This is a genomic window from Bacteroides sp. D2, assembly GCF_025147085.1.
Lineage (GTDB): Bacteria > Bacteroidota > Bacteroidia > Bacteroidales > Bacteroidaceae > Bacteroides.
Genome location: NZ_CP102261.1, coordinates 4,546,382 through 4,561,429 on the forward strand (window position 1 = coordinate 4,546,382; position 15,048 = coordinate 4,561,429).

Here is a 15,048-nt window from a genome sequence, read left to right on the forward strand (position 1 = left end):
ACTATTCTATTCTTGGAATTTCACAATCCCTTTCTGTTCGTTGCAAAGGTAGATATAAAACGGGTTTTGACAAACTATAATCGACAAAATTCACTTTTTTACCGATAAATTCATGAATAATTAGCTCCTTTCGTCAAGAAAAGTCTGAAAAACTTGCTTGTAACTATCGCTGATAGGAATATATGTCTTGTCAAAAACAATACGGCCGCGGTCAATCACACGTATCTTATCTTTTTGTACGATGAATGAGCGGTGCACGCGTATGAAACGGCTGGACGGTAAAAGTTCCTCCATTGCTTTCATACTCATCAGTGATAGAATAGGTTTGGAAGCATCTTCCGTATATATTTTAATATAATCTTTCAGTCCTTCGATATACATGATTTTCTTCAAGTCCACTTGCACCAGTTTGTAGTCACTTTTCACAAAAATACTGTCTATCTCTTCCGGTTTCTGCACAAGTTCGAACCATTGGAGGGCCTTGTTGGCAGCTTGCAGGAAATCGACGTAGGAGATTGGTTTCAGCAGGTAATCGAGTGCATTGACACGATAACCGTCGATGGCATACTGTCCGAAAGCGGTAGTAAACACAATGCGGGTGTGCGGATCTACCATCTTCGAAAACTCCAAACCATTAAGCTCCGGCATCTGGATGTCCAGAAACAGGAGATCGACCTCTTCGCCAGGCAATTCTTTCATTGCCTGAACCGCACTGGAATACTTTCCTACGAGTTGCAGGAACGGGGTTTTATTCACGTAACTCTCTAACAAGCTAAGAGCTAACGGCTCATCGTCAACAATTGCACAACGTAACATCATACTATTTTATATCTAAAGTTTTTATATCCAATGTTTTGAAATCTATTCTCTGATCTTGATACTTAATCTCGATTCATATACTTTTTCATCTTTTGAGATGCCTTTCGACCAGGTATAAGCCCCGGGATAAAGAATCTCCAACCGGCGGCTGACTTGCTCCAGTCCCACACCCGAGCCACTTTTATCCTCCACTGTCTTTGGATGATTACTGTTGCGGATTTCGCAAATCACTTCCTTATCATTCTCCGAAAGATGAATACTGATGAAACTCGATTCAGTAGGGGAGATGCCATGCTTGAAAGCATTCTCTATCAATGAGATAAAGATAAGCGGAGCAATAAGTGTCTGACTGTCAGGCTGAATATCAAATTTAGTAATCATCTGTACATTGGCCGACAGGCGGATGCGCATCAGTTCAATGTAATTTCGGATAAAATCAACCTCCTTACAGAGAGGAACGTACGTCTGCTGGTTATCATATAACACATAACGAAGCAGTTTGCTCAACTCCTGAACTGCTTGTTGCGCTTTGTCCGAATCAAATGCAATCAGTGCATAGATATTATTCAGGGTATTCAGCAGAAAGTGAGGGTTCAGTTGGTTTCGCAGATTTTTCAGTTCCGCTTCCGCACGGTTTCGTTCCGCTTCTTTGCGGGCAGCTTCATTTTGCGTCCATCGCGCACTCATACGAATAGCGGCACTTAGGCCGATAGTAAATACGAGGCTCAACATATCTCTAAGGAAGAATAGCCATCCCGGAGGCATACCCGGTCTTTTGGCTTTGGGTGCAAATGACGGATCGAATGTCAGGCTTTGCCAGAGATGTAACAAAATGCCGATGACACATAAAAAGATAATGTTGTAGACGATATATCTTTTGGCCTGACTCTGAAACAGATAACGGGGAACAAGAATGAAATAATTCACGTAGAACGCAATCATAAAAGAGAGTGGTACAGCAAGATGGCGTATATAGGCCATCCAGTTAATGTTCCCGTTTCCACGTTCAACGAAGAAGAACGGGAAACCGAACATAATCCCCCAGCTGATAATGTGTATCAGTATCTCCAGGGGACGACGTGCGGATGTAAAGGTTTGTTTCATAAAGACAAAGATAATTTTTTTAATTGACAACCGACGGTTGTCAATCAATTATTCGTATCTGATGGCTTCTATCGGGTCTAAATCTGCTGCTTTCTTAGCCGGATACCATCCGAAGAAGACGCCCGTAACGGTACATACTGCGAAGGAAAGGAATACACTCCACGGCTGGATATAGATAGGCCAATGCGCTACGCTCTTGACAATCCAGCTGGCCCCGCAACCGATAATCACTCCGATGATACCTCCCGTGATACTAATCATGATGGCCTCGATAAGGAATTGGCTTAGAATATCGACTCCACGTGCACCGACAGACATACGCAGACCGATTTCACGGGTACGTTCCGTAACGGATACATACATGATATTCATAATTCCGATACCACCTACTACCAATGAAATACCTGCGATACAAGCCAGCAGGGTTGTCATCAAATCGGTGGTTGAGTTGAGCATTGTACTCAATTCCTGTTGGGTACGGATAGTAAAATCATCGTCATCCGAAGCTTTCAGCTTATGGTTGCGACGGAGGATCGTACTGATTTCGTCAGTAGCATAATCCGTCATATCTTCGGTAAGGGCAGAGGCAAACACTCCCTGCAAATACGTAACGGCAAGCAGACGTTTCATCACTGTGGTGTATGGCGCAAGTACTACTGCATCTTGGTCTTGTCCCATAGAGTTGTAGCCTTTGGCTTTGAGCACACCTACCACACGAAGCGGTATTTTACTAAAACGAATAATCTTACCTACCGGATCACTTCCGTCCGGAAAAAGATTGTCTACTATAGTCTTTCCAATTACACATACTTTGGCCGAACTCTGTATGTCGGCTTCAGTGAACATCTCTCCGTTTTCAACAGTCAGCTGGCGGATGTCGAGGTATTCTGTTCCGACACCGTTCACGGAAGCTGGGTAGTTGTTGTTTCCGGCAATGAGTTGCCCCGATGATGAAACATTGGGACTGATGGCGGACAGGAAACTTGTCTCATCACGCAAGGCTTCGTAGTCGGCAAGCTTCAAAGTCTGCATAGCAGACGGGTCTTGCCGGACACCTCCACGCATATCGGCTCCCGGATGAATCATAATCATGTTCGATCCCATCTCGGAAATCTGCTGCTGGATGCTTTTCTTCGAACCTTGTCCGATAGCCAGCATCGTGATGACAGAAGCAACACCGATAATGATACCAAGCATGGTTAGAAAAGCACGCAGCTTATTGTTCGCCAATGCCCGGAGAGCTATCTTAAATAAATTAGTTCCATTCATAATGAATAATTTGCTAATTTGTCCATATACTAATGGGGCAATTTTCTGAAGGTATAGTCACTCAACCTGTTTGTTGTTCAGCAATCGGCACATTAGTATATCGGCACATTGAATAATTATTAATCCTCGTCGTTTTTCGGCAATGCGGCCAGCGCTTCGGCAGCAGACAGAATTTTCGGATTGGTTGTATCTTCTATAACCTGACCGTCACGCAGACGGATATTCCGGCTACTATATTGCGAAAGTTCGGGATTATGTGTTACAAAGATAATCGTACGTCCCTCTGCATGAAGCTTTTGAAACAGTACAAGTATCTCGAAAGAGGTACGGCTATCGAGGTTTCCGGTCGCTTCGTCGGCAAGAATCACTGCCGGATTGTTGACCAATGCGCGTGCGATGGCAACGCGTTGCATCTGTCCACCGGACATCTGGTTGGATTTATGTTCCAGACGGTCTCCCAATCCTACAGCCTGTAGGGATTCGATGGCGCGGCGACGGCGTTCGGAAGCGCTCACGGCAGAGTTGTACATAAGCGGTAGTTCCACATTTTCTACAGCCGTCGTTTTAGGTAACAAGTTGTAGCTTTGGAACACGAAGCCAATCTTCCGGTTTCTTAGTACTGCACGTTGAGGCTTGCTCATCGTACGTACGGGAATATCGTCGAGCAGATATTCTCCACTGGTCGGGGTGTCCAGGCAGCCTAATATATTAAGCAGCGTGGATTTTCCCGAACCGGAAGTCCCCATGATGGTAACAAACTCTCCTTCATTGATATTGAACGAAACGCCCCGCAATGCGTGGACGGTTTCGTCGCCTACCTGAAAGTTACGTTTGATATTTTGTATTTCAATTACTTTTTTCATCGTAAATAATGTGTTAATGTGCCAATAACGGATTGGCACATTGAATAATTATTTTTTCTTCTTACTTCCCGGAGGGCCAGGCATGAACGGACTTCTTTCTCCGCCACTTTCCTGATTTCCTTCAGCAGCCACATTTTCACCGGGCATTGCTCCTATGGTAGCTTCGGTCACTACTTTTGTTCCTTCGGAAATGCCACTGATAATTTCTGTAGATATACCGTTGCTGATTCCTACTTCTACCGGATGAGCGGTGAATGTGGTTCCTTCACGAGTCCAGAGTTTATGTTCGCCTTCGCAATCTTTTACGATGTCATTATTACCGATTAACGGTTTTTCAGGTGTGAATCGCAGTGCTTTGTTCGGGACAGACAACACATCCTTTTTATCAAGAATATAGATCGTGACATTAGCTGTCAAACGAGGTTTCAGTTTCAAATCAGGGTTGGGAGCAGAGATTACAACTTCATAAGTAACTACTGTAGTGGTGGTGCTCGTACTGCTCGTACTGCTTGCATCTCCCAGACGAATTTGTGTAACTACGCCTTCGAATACATCATTCGGATAAGCATCTACCGTGAAGCTGGCACGCTGGCCTTCTACTATACCGCCTATATCAGCTTCATCCACATCGGCTACTACCTGCATCTGTGTCAGGTCGGCAGCAATGGTGAACAGTGTCGGAGTTTCGAATCCGGAAGCAACGGTTTGTCCTGCTTCCACATCACGGCTGATGACTACTCCGTCAATCGGTGAGGTGATAGTAGCATAAGCCAGGTTACGTTCTGCTTTTGCGAGCGATGCCTTACTGCTATCATAGCTACTTTTCGCTTTCTGATAGTTGTAAAGGGCCTGTTCGAAATCCGTATCACTAATCAGTGACTTTTCGTGTAAGCCTTTGCTACGTTCATAATTCTTCTTCTGATATTCATATTCGGCTTTTGCACCATCGTACGTTGCCTGTTGTGATGCCAGTTCACTTTGCAATGTGGCACGGTCCATTTCGGCAATCAACTGTCCTTTGGTTACTACCGAGTTGTAATCTACGTAAATCTTGTCGATGATACCGGAAACCTGCGTACCGACTTCTACTTCCGTCACCGGTTCGATGGTTCCGGTAGCAGTGACCGAATTTGAAATATCGCCTTTGCTTACGTTGGCAGTGGCGTAGGTGACTTTATGCTTGGCCGGTGAACCTGCAAAGAACCAGATTCCTGCACCTGCTACCACAACGACTGCCACAGCGATTAAGATAATCTTTTTCGTTTTCATTCGTTTATTATGCTTTTATTTAGATTGCTAATTGATCTCCCTGATAGAACTTCAGCAACTGCGTATTCAGTATGGCCATATATTTGGCTTGAAGCTGTTCCTGCTGTGCTTGCAGCAAGTTGTTCTTTTCAGTAAGAAGTTCTATGGTATTCTTCATTCCCAGATTAAACTGTTCGCTAATCAACTCATAGCTGATTTGTGTACTCTTCAACTTCTCGTTTGCTGCTGCATAACGTTGCTGTGCACTGTTAGCATCCAGCCAGAGTCCTTCGATGGTCTTGTACAGAGCCTTTTGTTCGTCAAGCAAGGATAACATGCTCGTCTCGTATTGCAATTTTGCTTTTTGTACGGCACTTTTAGTTTGACGGTTATTGAAGATCGGCACACTGACAGACAATCCGATCGAATTGTTCCATCCGTTTTTCACTTGCTCTCCGAAAGTGAAGTCACTGCCGCTGGTGTGGTTGGTTCCGATTCCTGCGCTAAGGCTGATTGTGGGCAAATAACTTGATTTGGCAATACCGATACCCAGTTCGGAAGCCTCTACATTAAGTTTGCTAGCTTCAATCTCCGGGCGAAGACTCAATGCACTAATGTACACATCTTTTTTGGTAGGCAACGGAGCCAGTACATTTTCGTCGGACAGGGCAGGGAGGTAGATGTTCATTTCATTCTCCCCATCCAGTTCGAGCAATTGTTTCAGTTGTAATTTGTAATCTTCAAGAGTGGCTTGCGCTGTGACAAGTTGGTATCGGTCTGTGCTCACCTGTGCTTCCAGTTGGGCAAAGTCGCTTTTGGCAATACTTCCGGCGTTCAAAAGTTCCTGTCCGCGGTCACGCTGCGCAATAGAGACTTGCAGGGTACTTTCGTTTACTTTGACAGACTCGGCTGCATAAAGAATCTGGATATACACTTGGGCGATAGATTCCTGAATGTTATTTTCGGAAGTCGCTACGTCCAGTTCGGCTACCTGATTGTTCAACTTTTCCTGCTGGATGGTTTTCAGTCTTTTATTACCATTATATAGAGTCCACGACGCATTCAGTCCATAATTACCATTGTAGCTCGTTTTACTATTGCTACTGATAATTTCGCTGCCGCTTACCCGACTACTCGTCTCCTGATACGGACGATTCACCACCTGCTGGCTGGTAGAGAACGAAAGACTGGGAAACAAGGCAGCCTTAGCTGTCTTTACATCAATCTGCGTGCTGGTCGCAGTGATCCGGTTCTTGCGAATCGTGATGTTCTGCTCTTTTGCGTAGTCGATGCATGACTGCAAATCCCATTGAGCCGGAATTTTCGTTTCTTTCAGCGTATCGACTTGCAGCGGAGAAACTTGGGCAGATATGCCGGACAGCATACCTGCTCCAAGAAATGTCATCACTGTCAATCTTCTTACATTTATCATATTCATACTTCTATTGATTTACTGTTAGCGAAGGTACGTACATATTATATATGCCGCAAAAACGATAGACGGATGACGTAATTTCGCCGTTAAATGTTTTTTTTCTGTCGATAGGCAGGTTTTTGAAGAAAAACACAACAAATCACACAACTTTTTTGACTAGTTGTTTGTTTTAATTATAAAAAATGTATATTTGTACTCATTACAAATTATAACGTCAACATATGAAGAATACACTGCTTACGATCTGGAACTTCTATTTGGAGGGCTTCCGTAGTATGACCTTGGGGCGTACCCTGTGGGTTATCATTCTGCTGAAATTATTCGTTATGTTCTTCATCCTTAAAATGTTCTTTTTCCCTGATTTCCTCCGTGACCATCCTACGGATGACGACAAGGGAACATACGTGGGAAACGAACTGATAGAACGTGCCATCCCCGGTAAATCTACTGATTTTTAACTCTTAAACTACATAGGATTATGATTGAAAGTATTGACACCTCGCTGATCGATTGGTCGAGAGCCCAATTTGCGATGACAGCCATGTACCACTGGATTTTTGTTCCTCTCACACTCGGACTGGCAGTGGTGATGGGAATCATGGAGACGCTGTATTATAAAACAGGCAATGAATTTTGGAAAAAGACTGCCCAGTTTTGGATGAAACTCTTCGGTATAAACTTTGCCATTGGTGTGGCAACCGGTTTGATTCTGGAGTTTGAGTTCGGTACGAACTGGAGCAATTATTCGTGGTTTGTAGGAGATATCTTCGGTGCTCCGTTGGCTATTGAAGGTATTTTGGCATTCTTTATGGAAGCCACATTTATCGCCGTCATGTTCTTTGGGTGGGGCAAAGTAAGTAAACGTTTCCACTTGGCTTCTACCTGGCTCACAGGCTTGGGAGCTACGATTTCTGCCTGGTGGATTCTCGTTGCCAACGCATGGATGCAGCATCCGGTAGGCATGGAATTCAATCCTGATACAGTTCGTAATGAGATGGTAGATTTCTGGGCAGTGGCTACGTCGCCTGTAGCGGTCAATAAATTCTTCCATACGGTATTGTCCGGCTGGGTGCTGGGTGCTATTTTTGTAGTCGGCATCAGTTGTTGGTATCTGCTGAAGAAACGTAATCGTGAGTTTGCGCTTGCCAGCATCAAGATTGGGGCGATTTTCGGATTAGTAGCATCGTTGCTTTCTGTTTGGACAGGTGATGGTTCCGGTTATCAGATTGCCCAGACGCAACCGATGAAACTGGCTGCTGTGGAAGGTCTGTATGAAGGCGGCACTAATGTAGGTCTGGTTGGAATAGGAGTGTTGAACCCGGAAAAGAAGACTTACAACGATGGGAAAGATCCTTTCCTCTTCCGTTTTGAAATCCCCAGCATGCTTTCTTTCCTTGCAGAACGTAATGTAGACGGCTACGTTCCTGGTATTACAAATATCATCGAGGGTGGTTATCAACAGAAAGACGGATCGACAGCTCTTTCTGCTGCCGAGAAGATAGAACGTGGAAAAACGGCTATCGGTGCATTGGCTGCCTATCGTGCAGCAAAGAGTGCAGGACATGAGGAAGATGCTCAAATTGCATATAAAGTATTACAGGAAAATATTCCATATTTCGGTTACGGATATATCAAAGATGTGAACCAACTGGTTCCGAATGTTCCTCTGAACTTTTATGCGTTCCGTGTAATGGTAATCTTGGGCGGATACTTCATCCTGTTCTTTATTGTCGTTCTCTTCTTTATCTATAAGAAAGATTTAAGCCAGATGCGTTGGATGCACTGGATTGCTCTGCTGACAATTCCTTTGGGATACATCGCCGGACAAGCCGGATGGGTGGTTGCCGAATGTGGCCGTCAACCGTGGGCTATCCGTGATATGCTGCCGACAATGGCTGCCATCTCCAAACTGGATGTAAGCTCTGTACAAACGACTTTCTTTATCTTCCTGCTCCTGTTTACAGTGATGCTGATTGCAGGTGTCGGAATTATGGTAAAGGCTATCAAAAAAGGACCGGAGAATTGATAATTACCTATTACTTATTACTTAATATTTTAGCTATATGTATATATTTTTGCAACAATATTGGTGGCTTGTCGTTTCCTTGTTAGGAGCCATACTCGTGTTCTTATTGTTTGTACAAGGAGGTAATTCTTTGTTGTTCTGCTTGGGTAAAACCGAAGAACATCGTAAGATGATGGTGAATTCTACCGGACGTAAGTGGGAGTTTACGTTTACTACATTGGTTACATTTGGAGGAGCTTTCTTCGCTTCTTTCCCCTTGTTTTACAGTACCAGTTTCGGCGGTGCATATTGGCTTTGGATGATTATACTTTTCAGTTTTGTATTGCAAGCTGTCAGTTATGAGTTTCAGAGTAAAGCCGGAAATCTGTTAGGTAAAAAGACATACCGGACTTTTTTGGTGATTAATGGAGTGGTAGGTCCTGTGTTACTTGGTGGGGCAGTGGCTACTTTCTTTACCGGTTCTGATTTCTATATTAATAAGGCCAATATGACAGATACCATTATGCCGGTAATCAGTCATTGGGGAAATGGCTGGCACGGATTGGATGCACTGACCAACATTTGGAATGTTATTCTTGGATTGGCTGTCTTCTTCCTTGCCCGTGTGTTGGGATCTCTCTATTTCATTAATAATATTGATGATAAAGAGCTGACCGATAAATGTCGTCGTGCAGTACGAAATAATACAGTTTTGTTCCTTGTATTCTTTTTGGCATTTGTCATTCGTACATTGGTATCTGATGGCTTTGCCGTTAATCCGGATACACAGGAAATTTATATGCAGCCATATAAGTATCTCACTAACTTTATCGAAATGCCGGTAGTGCTGGCTTTATTCCTGATTGGTGTGGTACTGGTTCTTTTCGGCATTGGAAAGACATTGCTTAAAAAGACGTTTGATAAAGGAATCTGGTTTACGGGGATCGGTACAGTACTGACTGTTTTATCTTTATTGCTGGTAGCAGGGTACAACAATACCGCTTATTATCCGTCATATACAGACCTGCAAAGCTCATTAACTTTAGCCAATAGCTGTTCCAGCGAATTTACACTAAAGACAATGGCCTATGTCTCTATTCTTGTTCCATTCGTAATTGCATATATTTTCTATGCTTGGCGTAGTATCGATCGTCACAAAATTACCGAGAAAGAAATGGATGAAGGAGGACACTCATATTGATACTTTGTCCACATCGAATTTCGAATTGAGATTCTTGTAGGAACAAATAAACTCCCCTTATTTAATTCTCTATGTCATGGTAGAGAAGTTAAATGAGGGGAGTTTTTATATATAAGCCTTTTCTATCTTTTCGGATATATCGCTTTTTATTTATTGACTATATTCTCCGGTTTTCCGGCAATGTAAGCCTGAAGGTTACTGATTGCAATATTCATCAGACGTTCACGAGCCTCGATGGTTGCCCAGGCAATGTGCGGAGTGATGTAGCAGTTCTTTGCAGTAAGTAATGGATTGTCGGCACAAGGCGGTTCAGTAGAAAGCACGTCTACTCCGGCTGCATAAATCTTGCCACTGTTCAAAGCGTCTGCAAGGTCTTGTTCGTTGATAAGCGGGCCGCGACCGGTGTTGATTAAAATAGCTGTCGGCTTCATCATACCCAGACGGCGTGCATTTACCATTTCGCGTGTCTCCGGAGTAAGCGGGCAGTGCAAACTGATAATATCACATTCGCTGAACAACTGATCTAAATCCATCTTCTTGATTTCCGGTGGCAACTGGAAGTGAGATTTAGAAGTCAATGCATACACTTGCATACCGAAACCGATAGCAACGCGCGCTGTGGTATATCCGGTATTTCCCAGTCCTACCAGACCGATTTTCTTTTCCCGCAGTTCCATCAACGGAGTATCCCAAAAACAGAAATCCTTGTTGTTAGCCCAACGACCTTTATGCACTTCTTCAGAGTGGTGTTGCACTTGTTGAGTGATGTTCAGGATATGCGCAAATACCATTTGAGCAACGGAAGCGGTGCTGTATGAAGGAATATTAGTAACGACGATTCCCCGTTCTTTTGCAGCAGCTGTGTCTACCACATTGTATCCGGTAGCCAACACACCGATATATTTCAGTTCGGGCAGTGCAGCCATGTGGTCTGCATTGATGATTACCTTGTTAGTCAGAATTGCTTCTGCACCGGCTGCACGTTCTAATACCTCTTCCGGAGCTGTACGATCATAAATTGTACATTCTCCAAGCACCTTCATACCTTCCCAGGATAAATCTCCGGGATTGGCGGCATAGCCGTCTAAAACTACAATCTTCATTTCTATTTCAATATTATTAGTATGTTATAATGTTTCCTACTGCTTTATTGTGCTTTTAGCTTCTCTTACAGAAGGAAGTGACTTATTTTACGAACACTTATTTCTTAAATTTGTCTCCCCACAACTGTATCATTCGCTCGGCATGTTTCTGTTCTGCCGGATTGTTTTGCGGTTGCCATATCCGTTTGTCTTTCAGCTCGTCCGGAAGAAATTGCTGTTTGACAAAGTTACCTTCATAGCTGTGCGCATATTTATATTCCTGTCCGTATCCCAACTGTTTCATCAGTTTGGTCGGAGCATTGCGCAGATGCAAGGGCACAGGCAGATTACCGGTTGACCGGACTAGCTCTAATGCATCGTTAATTGCACTGTATGCCGAATTGCTTTTAGGACTGGTAGCTAGATATATCGTCGCTTCGGCCAAAGGAATCCGTCCTTCGGGCCAACCGATTTTCATCAATGTATCAAAGCATGCATTGGCGATAAGCAACGCATTCGGGTTGGCAAGTCCGATATCTTCGGAAGCCGAGATCACAAGCCGACGGGCAATGAAGGCAGGATCTTCGCCTCCTTCCACCATACGGGCAAGCCAGTAGATCGCTCCGTCAGGATCGCTACCGCGGATAGACTTGATGAAAGCCGAGATAATGTCATAATGCATCTCTCCATCCTTATCATAAGCCAGTGGATTCTGTTGCAAGCGTTCGGTCACCATTTCATCGGTGATGACAACTGTTTCCTCCGTCTCCGATTGCACAACAAGTTCCAATATATTAAGCAGTTTGCGGGCATCTCCACCGGAGAAGCGCAGCATAGCTGTTGTTTCTTTCAATTCAATTTTTCGTTCCTTCAGTATGGCATCTGTAGTGATGGCACGTTGCAGAAGTTCCTGCAAATCTTCTTTTTCCAAAGATTTGAGTACATAAAGCTGGCAACGGGATAGGAGAGGGCGGATGACTTCGAACGACGGGTTTTCCGTTGTTGCACCAATCAGCGTGACTGTTCCGTTCTCTACAGCTCCCAACAGTGAATCCTGCTGTGACTTGCTGAACCGATGGATTTCATCGATAAACAGAATCGGGCTGGACTGCGAAAAGAAACGGTTGCTCTTGGCACGGTCTATCACTTCGCGCACATCCTTCACACCGGAGGTCACAGCACTCAAAGTATAGAAAGGCGTTTCCAGTTTGTTGGCGATGATCTGTGCAAGAGTCGTTTTACCTACTCCGGGAGGTCCCCAGAGAATAAAAGAAGAGATGCGTCCTGCGTCAATCATCTTCCGCAAGATGGCTCCCGGTCCAACTAAATGTTTCTGACCGATATATTCATCCAAAGTTTTTGGTCGTAACCGTTCTGCTAAAGGTTGCATAATTTTTTTAGAATACCATTAATACCATGAAACGAATACCGTTTTTGTTGATACCCGGATTATCACGATAAGTGAAACGATGTACATATTCAACGTGCAGCAACTTGAAAATGTTGTAGATACCTACACTTCCTTCAATATAAGGCACTTTCGGGTCCATCACGAAACTGGTGAACTTACCGTCGCGTGTCGGGAAACGGAACAAATCGGGATTGTTGCTCTTAAACGGATTATTCTTATCTGTCAATGTTCCCCACAAAGCACGTACGCGGAACATTTCCCTCCATTTCAAGTTCTTGATAAGAGGAATACGGTTGAATAGTTTTCCATTCATATCATAAGATAATGACATGGAAGCGTAACGGTCATTCAGGAATTCCATGTTATTAATCAAATTGAACGTTTCGCGCTGGGTGATGTAGGACAAGTTAGCTTCCGGCAAGATCAACAACGGGAAAGGAACCGTGTTCCATTCTGCTCCTGCTTTTAAGCTACAATCAATCTTTCCCCAGGAAGCGGGGAGCCAGAAACGTTTCCATACACTTGCTTCCGTACGGTTAAAACTGTAATCTCCACCTAGTACTCCTTTGAAACCCATGGCATGAGTCAGGGTAAAGATAGGAGCATCCAGCGATACAGGTACGCGGCGTTGTTTGGAGTTGACAAATGATTCACCCGGAGCATAACGCAGTGTCAGACTCGCTTCCGAAGTCGTGACATCATGCACACGGGTTTGCGCGGCATCATTGCGCAGATATTCCAGTTTGCCGGTAGGCTCGTCGTTACGATGGCGCAGCATGGCTTTCACTCCGAATCCTGTCAGCGTTTCAAGTTCATAATTAATGGTGGCATCGCGCATATACGACATCTGGTCTACTGTCGTTGTTTTTACCGACAGGAAGATATTGTCTTTATCTGTGAACAGGAATTTATCCATCGGAGACATTACGTCATAACTGTACGAAGCCGAAAGATAATGTTTCGGGAATTCCCAGACAACATAATCGCGTTTATTGAACGAATAAGTCACCGTACCGCTATATTTCCAGCGTTCGTCTTTCAGACCGTAAGCTCCGTATCCGTTCAAGAACCAGTGTTTATGGAAATGAGCAGTTGTCATACCGCTTAACCGGAAACGGGTACCATCAATGTAGTTGCTTGAAATCATGGTGTTGATAGGACCGATATCCACTTTGCTCGGATGGCCTTTGCTTCCTGTTTCTACAAAGTTTTCAATCAGCGCTTTCGCTCCGAAGATGATGTATTTGAATCCCGGTATCTGTTCGAGGCGGTTGACGAATACATCCATCGAACTTTCTTTCTTCGTCAGCGGTACTTGACGAACACTCGCCCAATACTCATCGCTTTTCGAAAGCATATCCGCTTCTTTTATCACGCTGCCTTTCAATCGGAACAGTCGTTGTTCGATAGGATCGAATTTATAATTACTATACTTCGTAGTTCGTTCCACCTGCAATCCGCCTGCTGTTTTGTTGGAATTCCAGGACAGGTCTACGGTCATGTCATCATCCGCTAACACCCAGTTTCCGTTAGGGAGTTGCTCGTATTGTTGCACGATGTCCATACGGTTGACAAAGTTTACTCCAGTCTTTTTAGGCAGGTTCATCGTACATTTCTGAACGGCATAAGTGGAGTCGTTCAATACATAAAGATGTCCGGTGAATCCAAAGTCCTGCGAGTTTTGCGGAACAAACGTGAGGTGAACACATTCGCGCTTGTTTACCATCAATGTGTCCATCAGATAATATTTATAAAATGAGATGGCATTGTTACCGATAGGACTAACGAAACGCTGTTGGAGTAACCGGATATCGTCGTCGTAGATATTGATGTCGGCAAATACGTCTTTCAATACAGTGCCGAGCATATCTCCTGTGGAGAAGAATTCATCGATACCGTTGGAGTTTTTACCTTTGATAAGCGTTTTCTTACTTTCGGGATTTTTGCGATAGATGGTTTGTGAAGCCGTCTCCTGTACGGAAATCGGGAGAATCAATTTGTTGGTTGTTTCCGAAACTTCCACCTGATCTTTTAGGAATGAATATTTCTTGTAGATTCCTTTTTCCAGTTTTTCCGGCGTGAGGTCGTTGATAGACATCTTCATTTTCTCGTACTTGTCGTACTGATAGTATTCATTCACTTCAAGGACTTGTGCCTTTTTGTGTTCGATTACTTTCTTCATGAATTCGACTGCCGGGTTGTTCTTACGGGAGTATTTTTCCTTTTGAGGTTTCACGACAACCTCGTTCAGGAGCACATTATCCGGAGCCAGCTTAACGTTTACCGTCTGATTGTTGGAACCGACTCTAACTGTTTTACTGATATAACCTACAGCAGAGAACACAAGAGTTCCTCCGTTTCTGCGGGCTTCAAGACTGTATTCTCCGTCAATATTGGTGATGGTACCCATATCTCTCTTTTCCTGATAGTAAACAGAGATATACATCAATGGCTCGTGGGTAACTGAATCAGTGACTACCCCTTTTATTTGCTGCGCAAAAGCATTTGAAGCTGCCAATACGAGTAAGAACAGTATAAGTATTTTGCTATATCGTTGTTTCATAACGTTCGTAGTAGGGCGCAAAGTTAACAAATAACTCTAAGGATAACA

General features: G+C 43.9%; 12 protein-coding genes. 3 read left to right on the forward strand and 9 right to left on the reverse strand.

Translation table 11 applies throughout. The annotated features are described in order from the left end of the window. Positions 1–120: 120 nt before the first annotated feature. The 6 genes from NQ505_RS16485 to NQ505_RS16510 form a co-directional block, all read right to left on the reverse strand. On the reverse strand, positions 121–819 hold the full coding sequence (locus NQ505_RS16485) for a LytR/AlgR family response regulator transcription factor (protein WP_004300327.1): 699 nt from the start codon (positions 817–819) through the stop codon (positions 121–123). 42 nt (positions 820–861) lie between these two features. Next, complete coding sequence (locus NQ505_RS16490; RefSeq protein WP_008999361.1) at positions 862–1,923, reverse strand: sensor histidine kinase; 1,062 nt, start codon at positions 1,921–1,923, stop codon at positions 862–864. A gap of 48 nt (positions 1,924–1,971) precedes the next feature. Beyond that, the gene (locus tag NQ505_RS16495; RefSeq protein ID WP_004300329.1) at positions 1,972–3,192 is read right to left on the reverse strand and encodes an ABC transporter permease; all 1,221 of its coding nucleotides are present in this window, start codon (positions 3,190–3,192) and stop codon (positions 1,972–1,974) included. 119 nt (positions 3,193–3,311) lie between these two features. Further along, a complete protein-coding gene (locus NQ505_RS16500) occupies positions 3,312–4,055 on the reverse strand; it encodes an ABC transporter ATP-binding protein (RefSeq protein WP_004300330.1) in 744 nt (247 codons plus the stop codon). Between the two features lie 48 nt (positions 4,056–4,103). Continuing rightward, the gene (locus NQ505_RS16505) at positions 4,104–5,324 is read right to left on the reverse strand and encodes an efflux RND transporter periplasmic adaptor subunit (RefSeq protein WP_008999362.1); all 1,221 of its coding nucleotides are present in this window, start codon (positions 5,322–5,324) and stop codon (positions 4,104–4,106) included. A gap of 19 nt (positions 5,325–5,343) precedes the next feature. Next, positions 5,344–6,741 carry a TolC family protein gene (locus NQ505_RS16510; protein WP_008999363.1) on the reverse strand — a complete coding sequence of 466 codons (1,398 nt, stop codon included), beginning with the start codon at positions 6,739–6,741 and terminating at the stop codon, positions 5,344–5,346. A 218-nt stretch (positions 6,742–6,959) separates the two neighbouring features. On the opposite strand from NQ505_RS16510, the gene NQ505_RS16515 reads away from it, so the two are divergent. Genes NQ505_RS16515 through cydB form a run of 3 tightly spaced genes read left to right on the forward strand, consistent with a single transcriptional unit; the run spans position 6,960 to position 9,944 of the window. Next, positions 6,960–7,196, forward strand: a complete 237-nt coding sequence (locus NQ505_RS16515) for a DUF4492 domain-containing protein (RefSeq protein ID WP_004300334.1) — start codon at positions 6,960–6,962, stop codon at positions 7,194–7,196. 20 nt (positions 7,197–7,216) lie between these two features. Then, positions 7,217–8,764: a cytochrome ubiquinol oxidase subunit I gene (locus NQ505_RS16520; RefSeq protein WP_004311577.1), complete on the forward strand. Its 1,548-nt coding sequence runs from the start codon at positions 7,217–7,219 to the stop codon at positions 8,762–8,764. 37 nt (positions 8,765–8,801) lie between these two features. Beyond that, on the forward strand, positions 8,802–9,944 hold the full coding sequence (gene cydB / locus NQ505_RS16525) for a cytochrome d ubiquinol oxidase subunit II (protein ID WP_004300336.1): 1,143 nt from the start codon (positions 8,802–8,804) through the stop codon (positions 9,942–9,944). Between the two features lie 146 nt (positions 9,945–10,090). On the opposite strand, the gene NQ505_RS16530 is transcribed toward cydB, so the two are convergent. From NQ505_RS16530 to NQ505_RS16540, 3 genes are all read right to left on the reverse strand, one after another. Beyond that, positions 10,091–11,047 carry a D-2-hydroxyacid dehydrogenase gene (locus NQ505_RS16530; RefSeq protein WP_008999364.1) on the reverse strand — a complete coding sequence of 319 codons (957 nt, stop codon included), beginning with the start codon at positions 11,045–11,047 and terminating at the stop codon, positions 10,091–10,093. 97 nt (positions 11,048–11,144) lie between these two features. Further along, positions 11,145–12,416 carry a replication-associated recombination protein A gene (locus NQ505_RS16535; RefSeq protein ID WP_004300338.1) on the reverse strand — a complete coding sequence of 424 codons (1,272 nt, stop codon included), beginning with the start codon at positions 12,414–12,416 and terminating at the stop codon, positions 11,145–11,147. A 7-nt stretch (positions 12,417–12,423) separates the two neighbouring features. Continuing rightward, positions 12,424–15,000 (reverse strand): DUF5686 and carboxypeptidase-like regulatory domain-containing protein, encoded by a 2,577-nt coding sequence (locus tag NQ505_RS16540; RefSeq protein WP_004300339.1) that lies wholly within the window; start codon positions 14,998–15,000, stop codon positions 12,424–12,426. Positions 15,001–15,048 lie beyond the last annotated feature (48 nt).

Excerpts from the sequence above, each read along its gene's own strand:
- NQ505_RS16485 (WP_004300327.1), bottom strand. The coding sequence starts at position 819 with ATGATGTTACGTTGTGCAATTGTTGACGATGAGCCGTTAGCTCTTAGC.
- NQ505_RS16490 (WP_008999361.1), bottom strand. The coding sequence starts at position 1,923 with ATGAAACAAACCTTTACATCCGCACGTCGTCCCCTGGAGATACTGATA.
- NQ505_RS16495 (WP_004300329.1), bottom strand. The coding sequence starts at position 3,192 with ATGAATGGAACTAATTTATTTAAGATAGCTCTCCGGGCATTGGCGAAC.
- NQ505_RS16500 (WP_004300330.1), bottom strand. The coding sequence starts at position 4,055 with ATGAAAAAAGTAATTGAAATACAAAATATCAAACGTAACTTTCAGGTA.
- NQ505_RS16505 (WP_008999362.1), bottom strand. The coding sequence starts at position 5,324 with ATGAAAACGAAAAAGATTATCTTAATCGCTGTGGCAGTCGTTGTGGTA.
- NQ505_RS16510 (WP_008999363.1), bottom strand. The coding sequence starts at position 6,741 with ATGAATATGATAAATGTAAGAAGATTGACAGTGATGACATTTCTTGGA.
- NQ505_RS16515 (WP_004300334.1), top strand. The coding sequence starts at position 6,960 with ATGAAGAATACACTGCTTACGATCTGGAACTTCTATTTGGAGGGCTTC.
- NQ505_RS16520 (WP_004311577.1), top strand. The coding sequence starts at position 7,217 with ATGATTGAAAGTATTGACACCTCGCTGATCGATTGGTCGAGAGCCCAA.
- cydB (WP_004300336.1), top strand. The coding sequence starts at position 8,802 with ATGTATATATTTTTGCAACAATATTGGTGGCTTGTCGTTTCCTTGTTA.
- NQ505_RS16530 (WP_008999364.1), bottom strand. The coding sequence starts at position 11,047 with ATGAAGATTGTAGTTTTAGACGGCTATGCCGCCAATCCCGGAGATTTA.
- NQ505_RS16535 (WP_004300338.1), bottom strand. The coding sequence starts at position 12,416 with ATGCAACCTTTAGCAGAACGGTTACGACCAAAAACTTTGGATGAATAT.
- NQ505_RS16540 (WP_004300339.1), bottom strand. The coding sequence starts at position 15,000 with ATGAAACAACGATATAGCAAAATACTTATACTGTTCTTACTCGTATTG.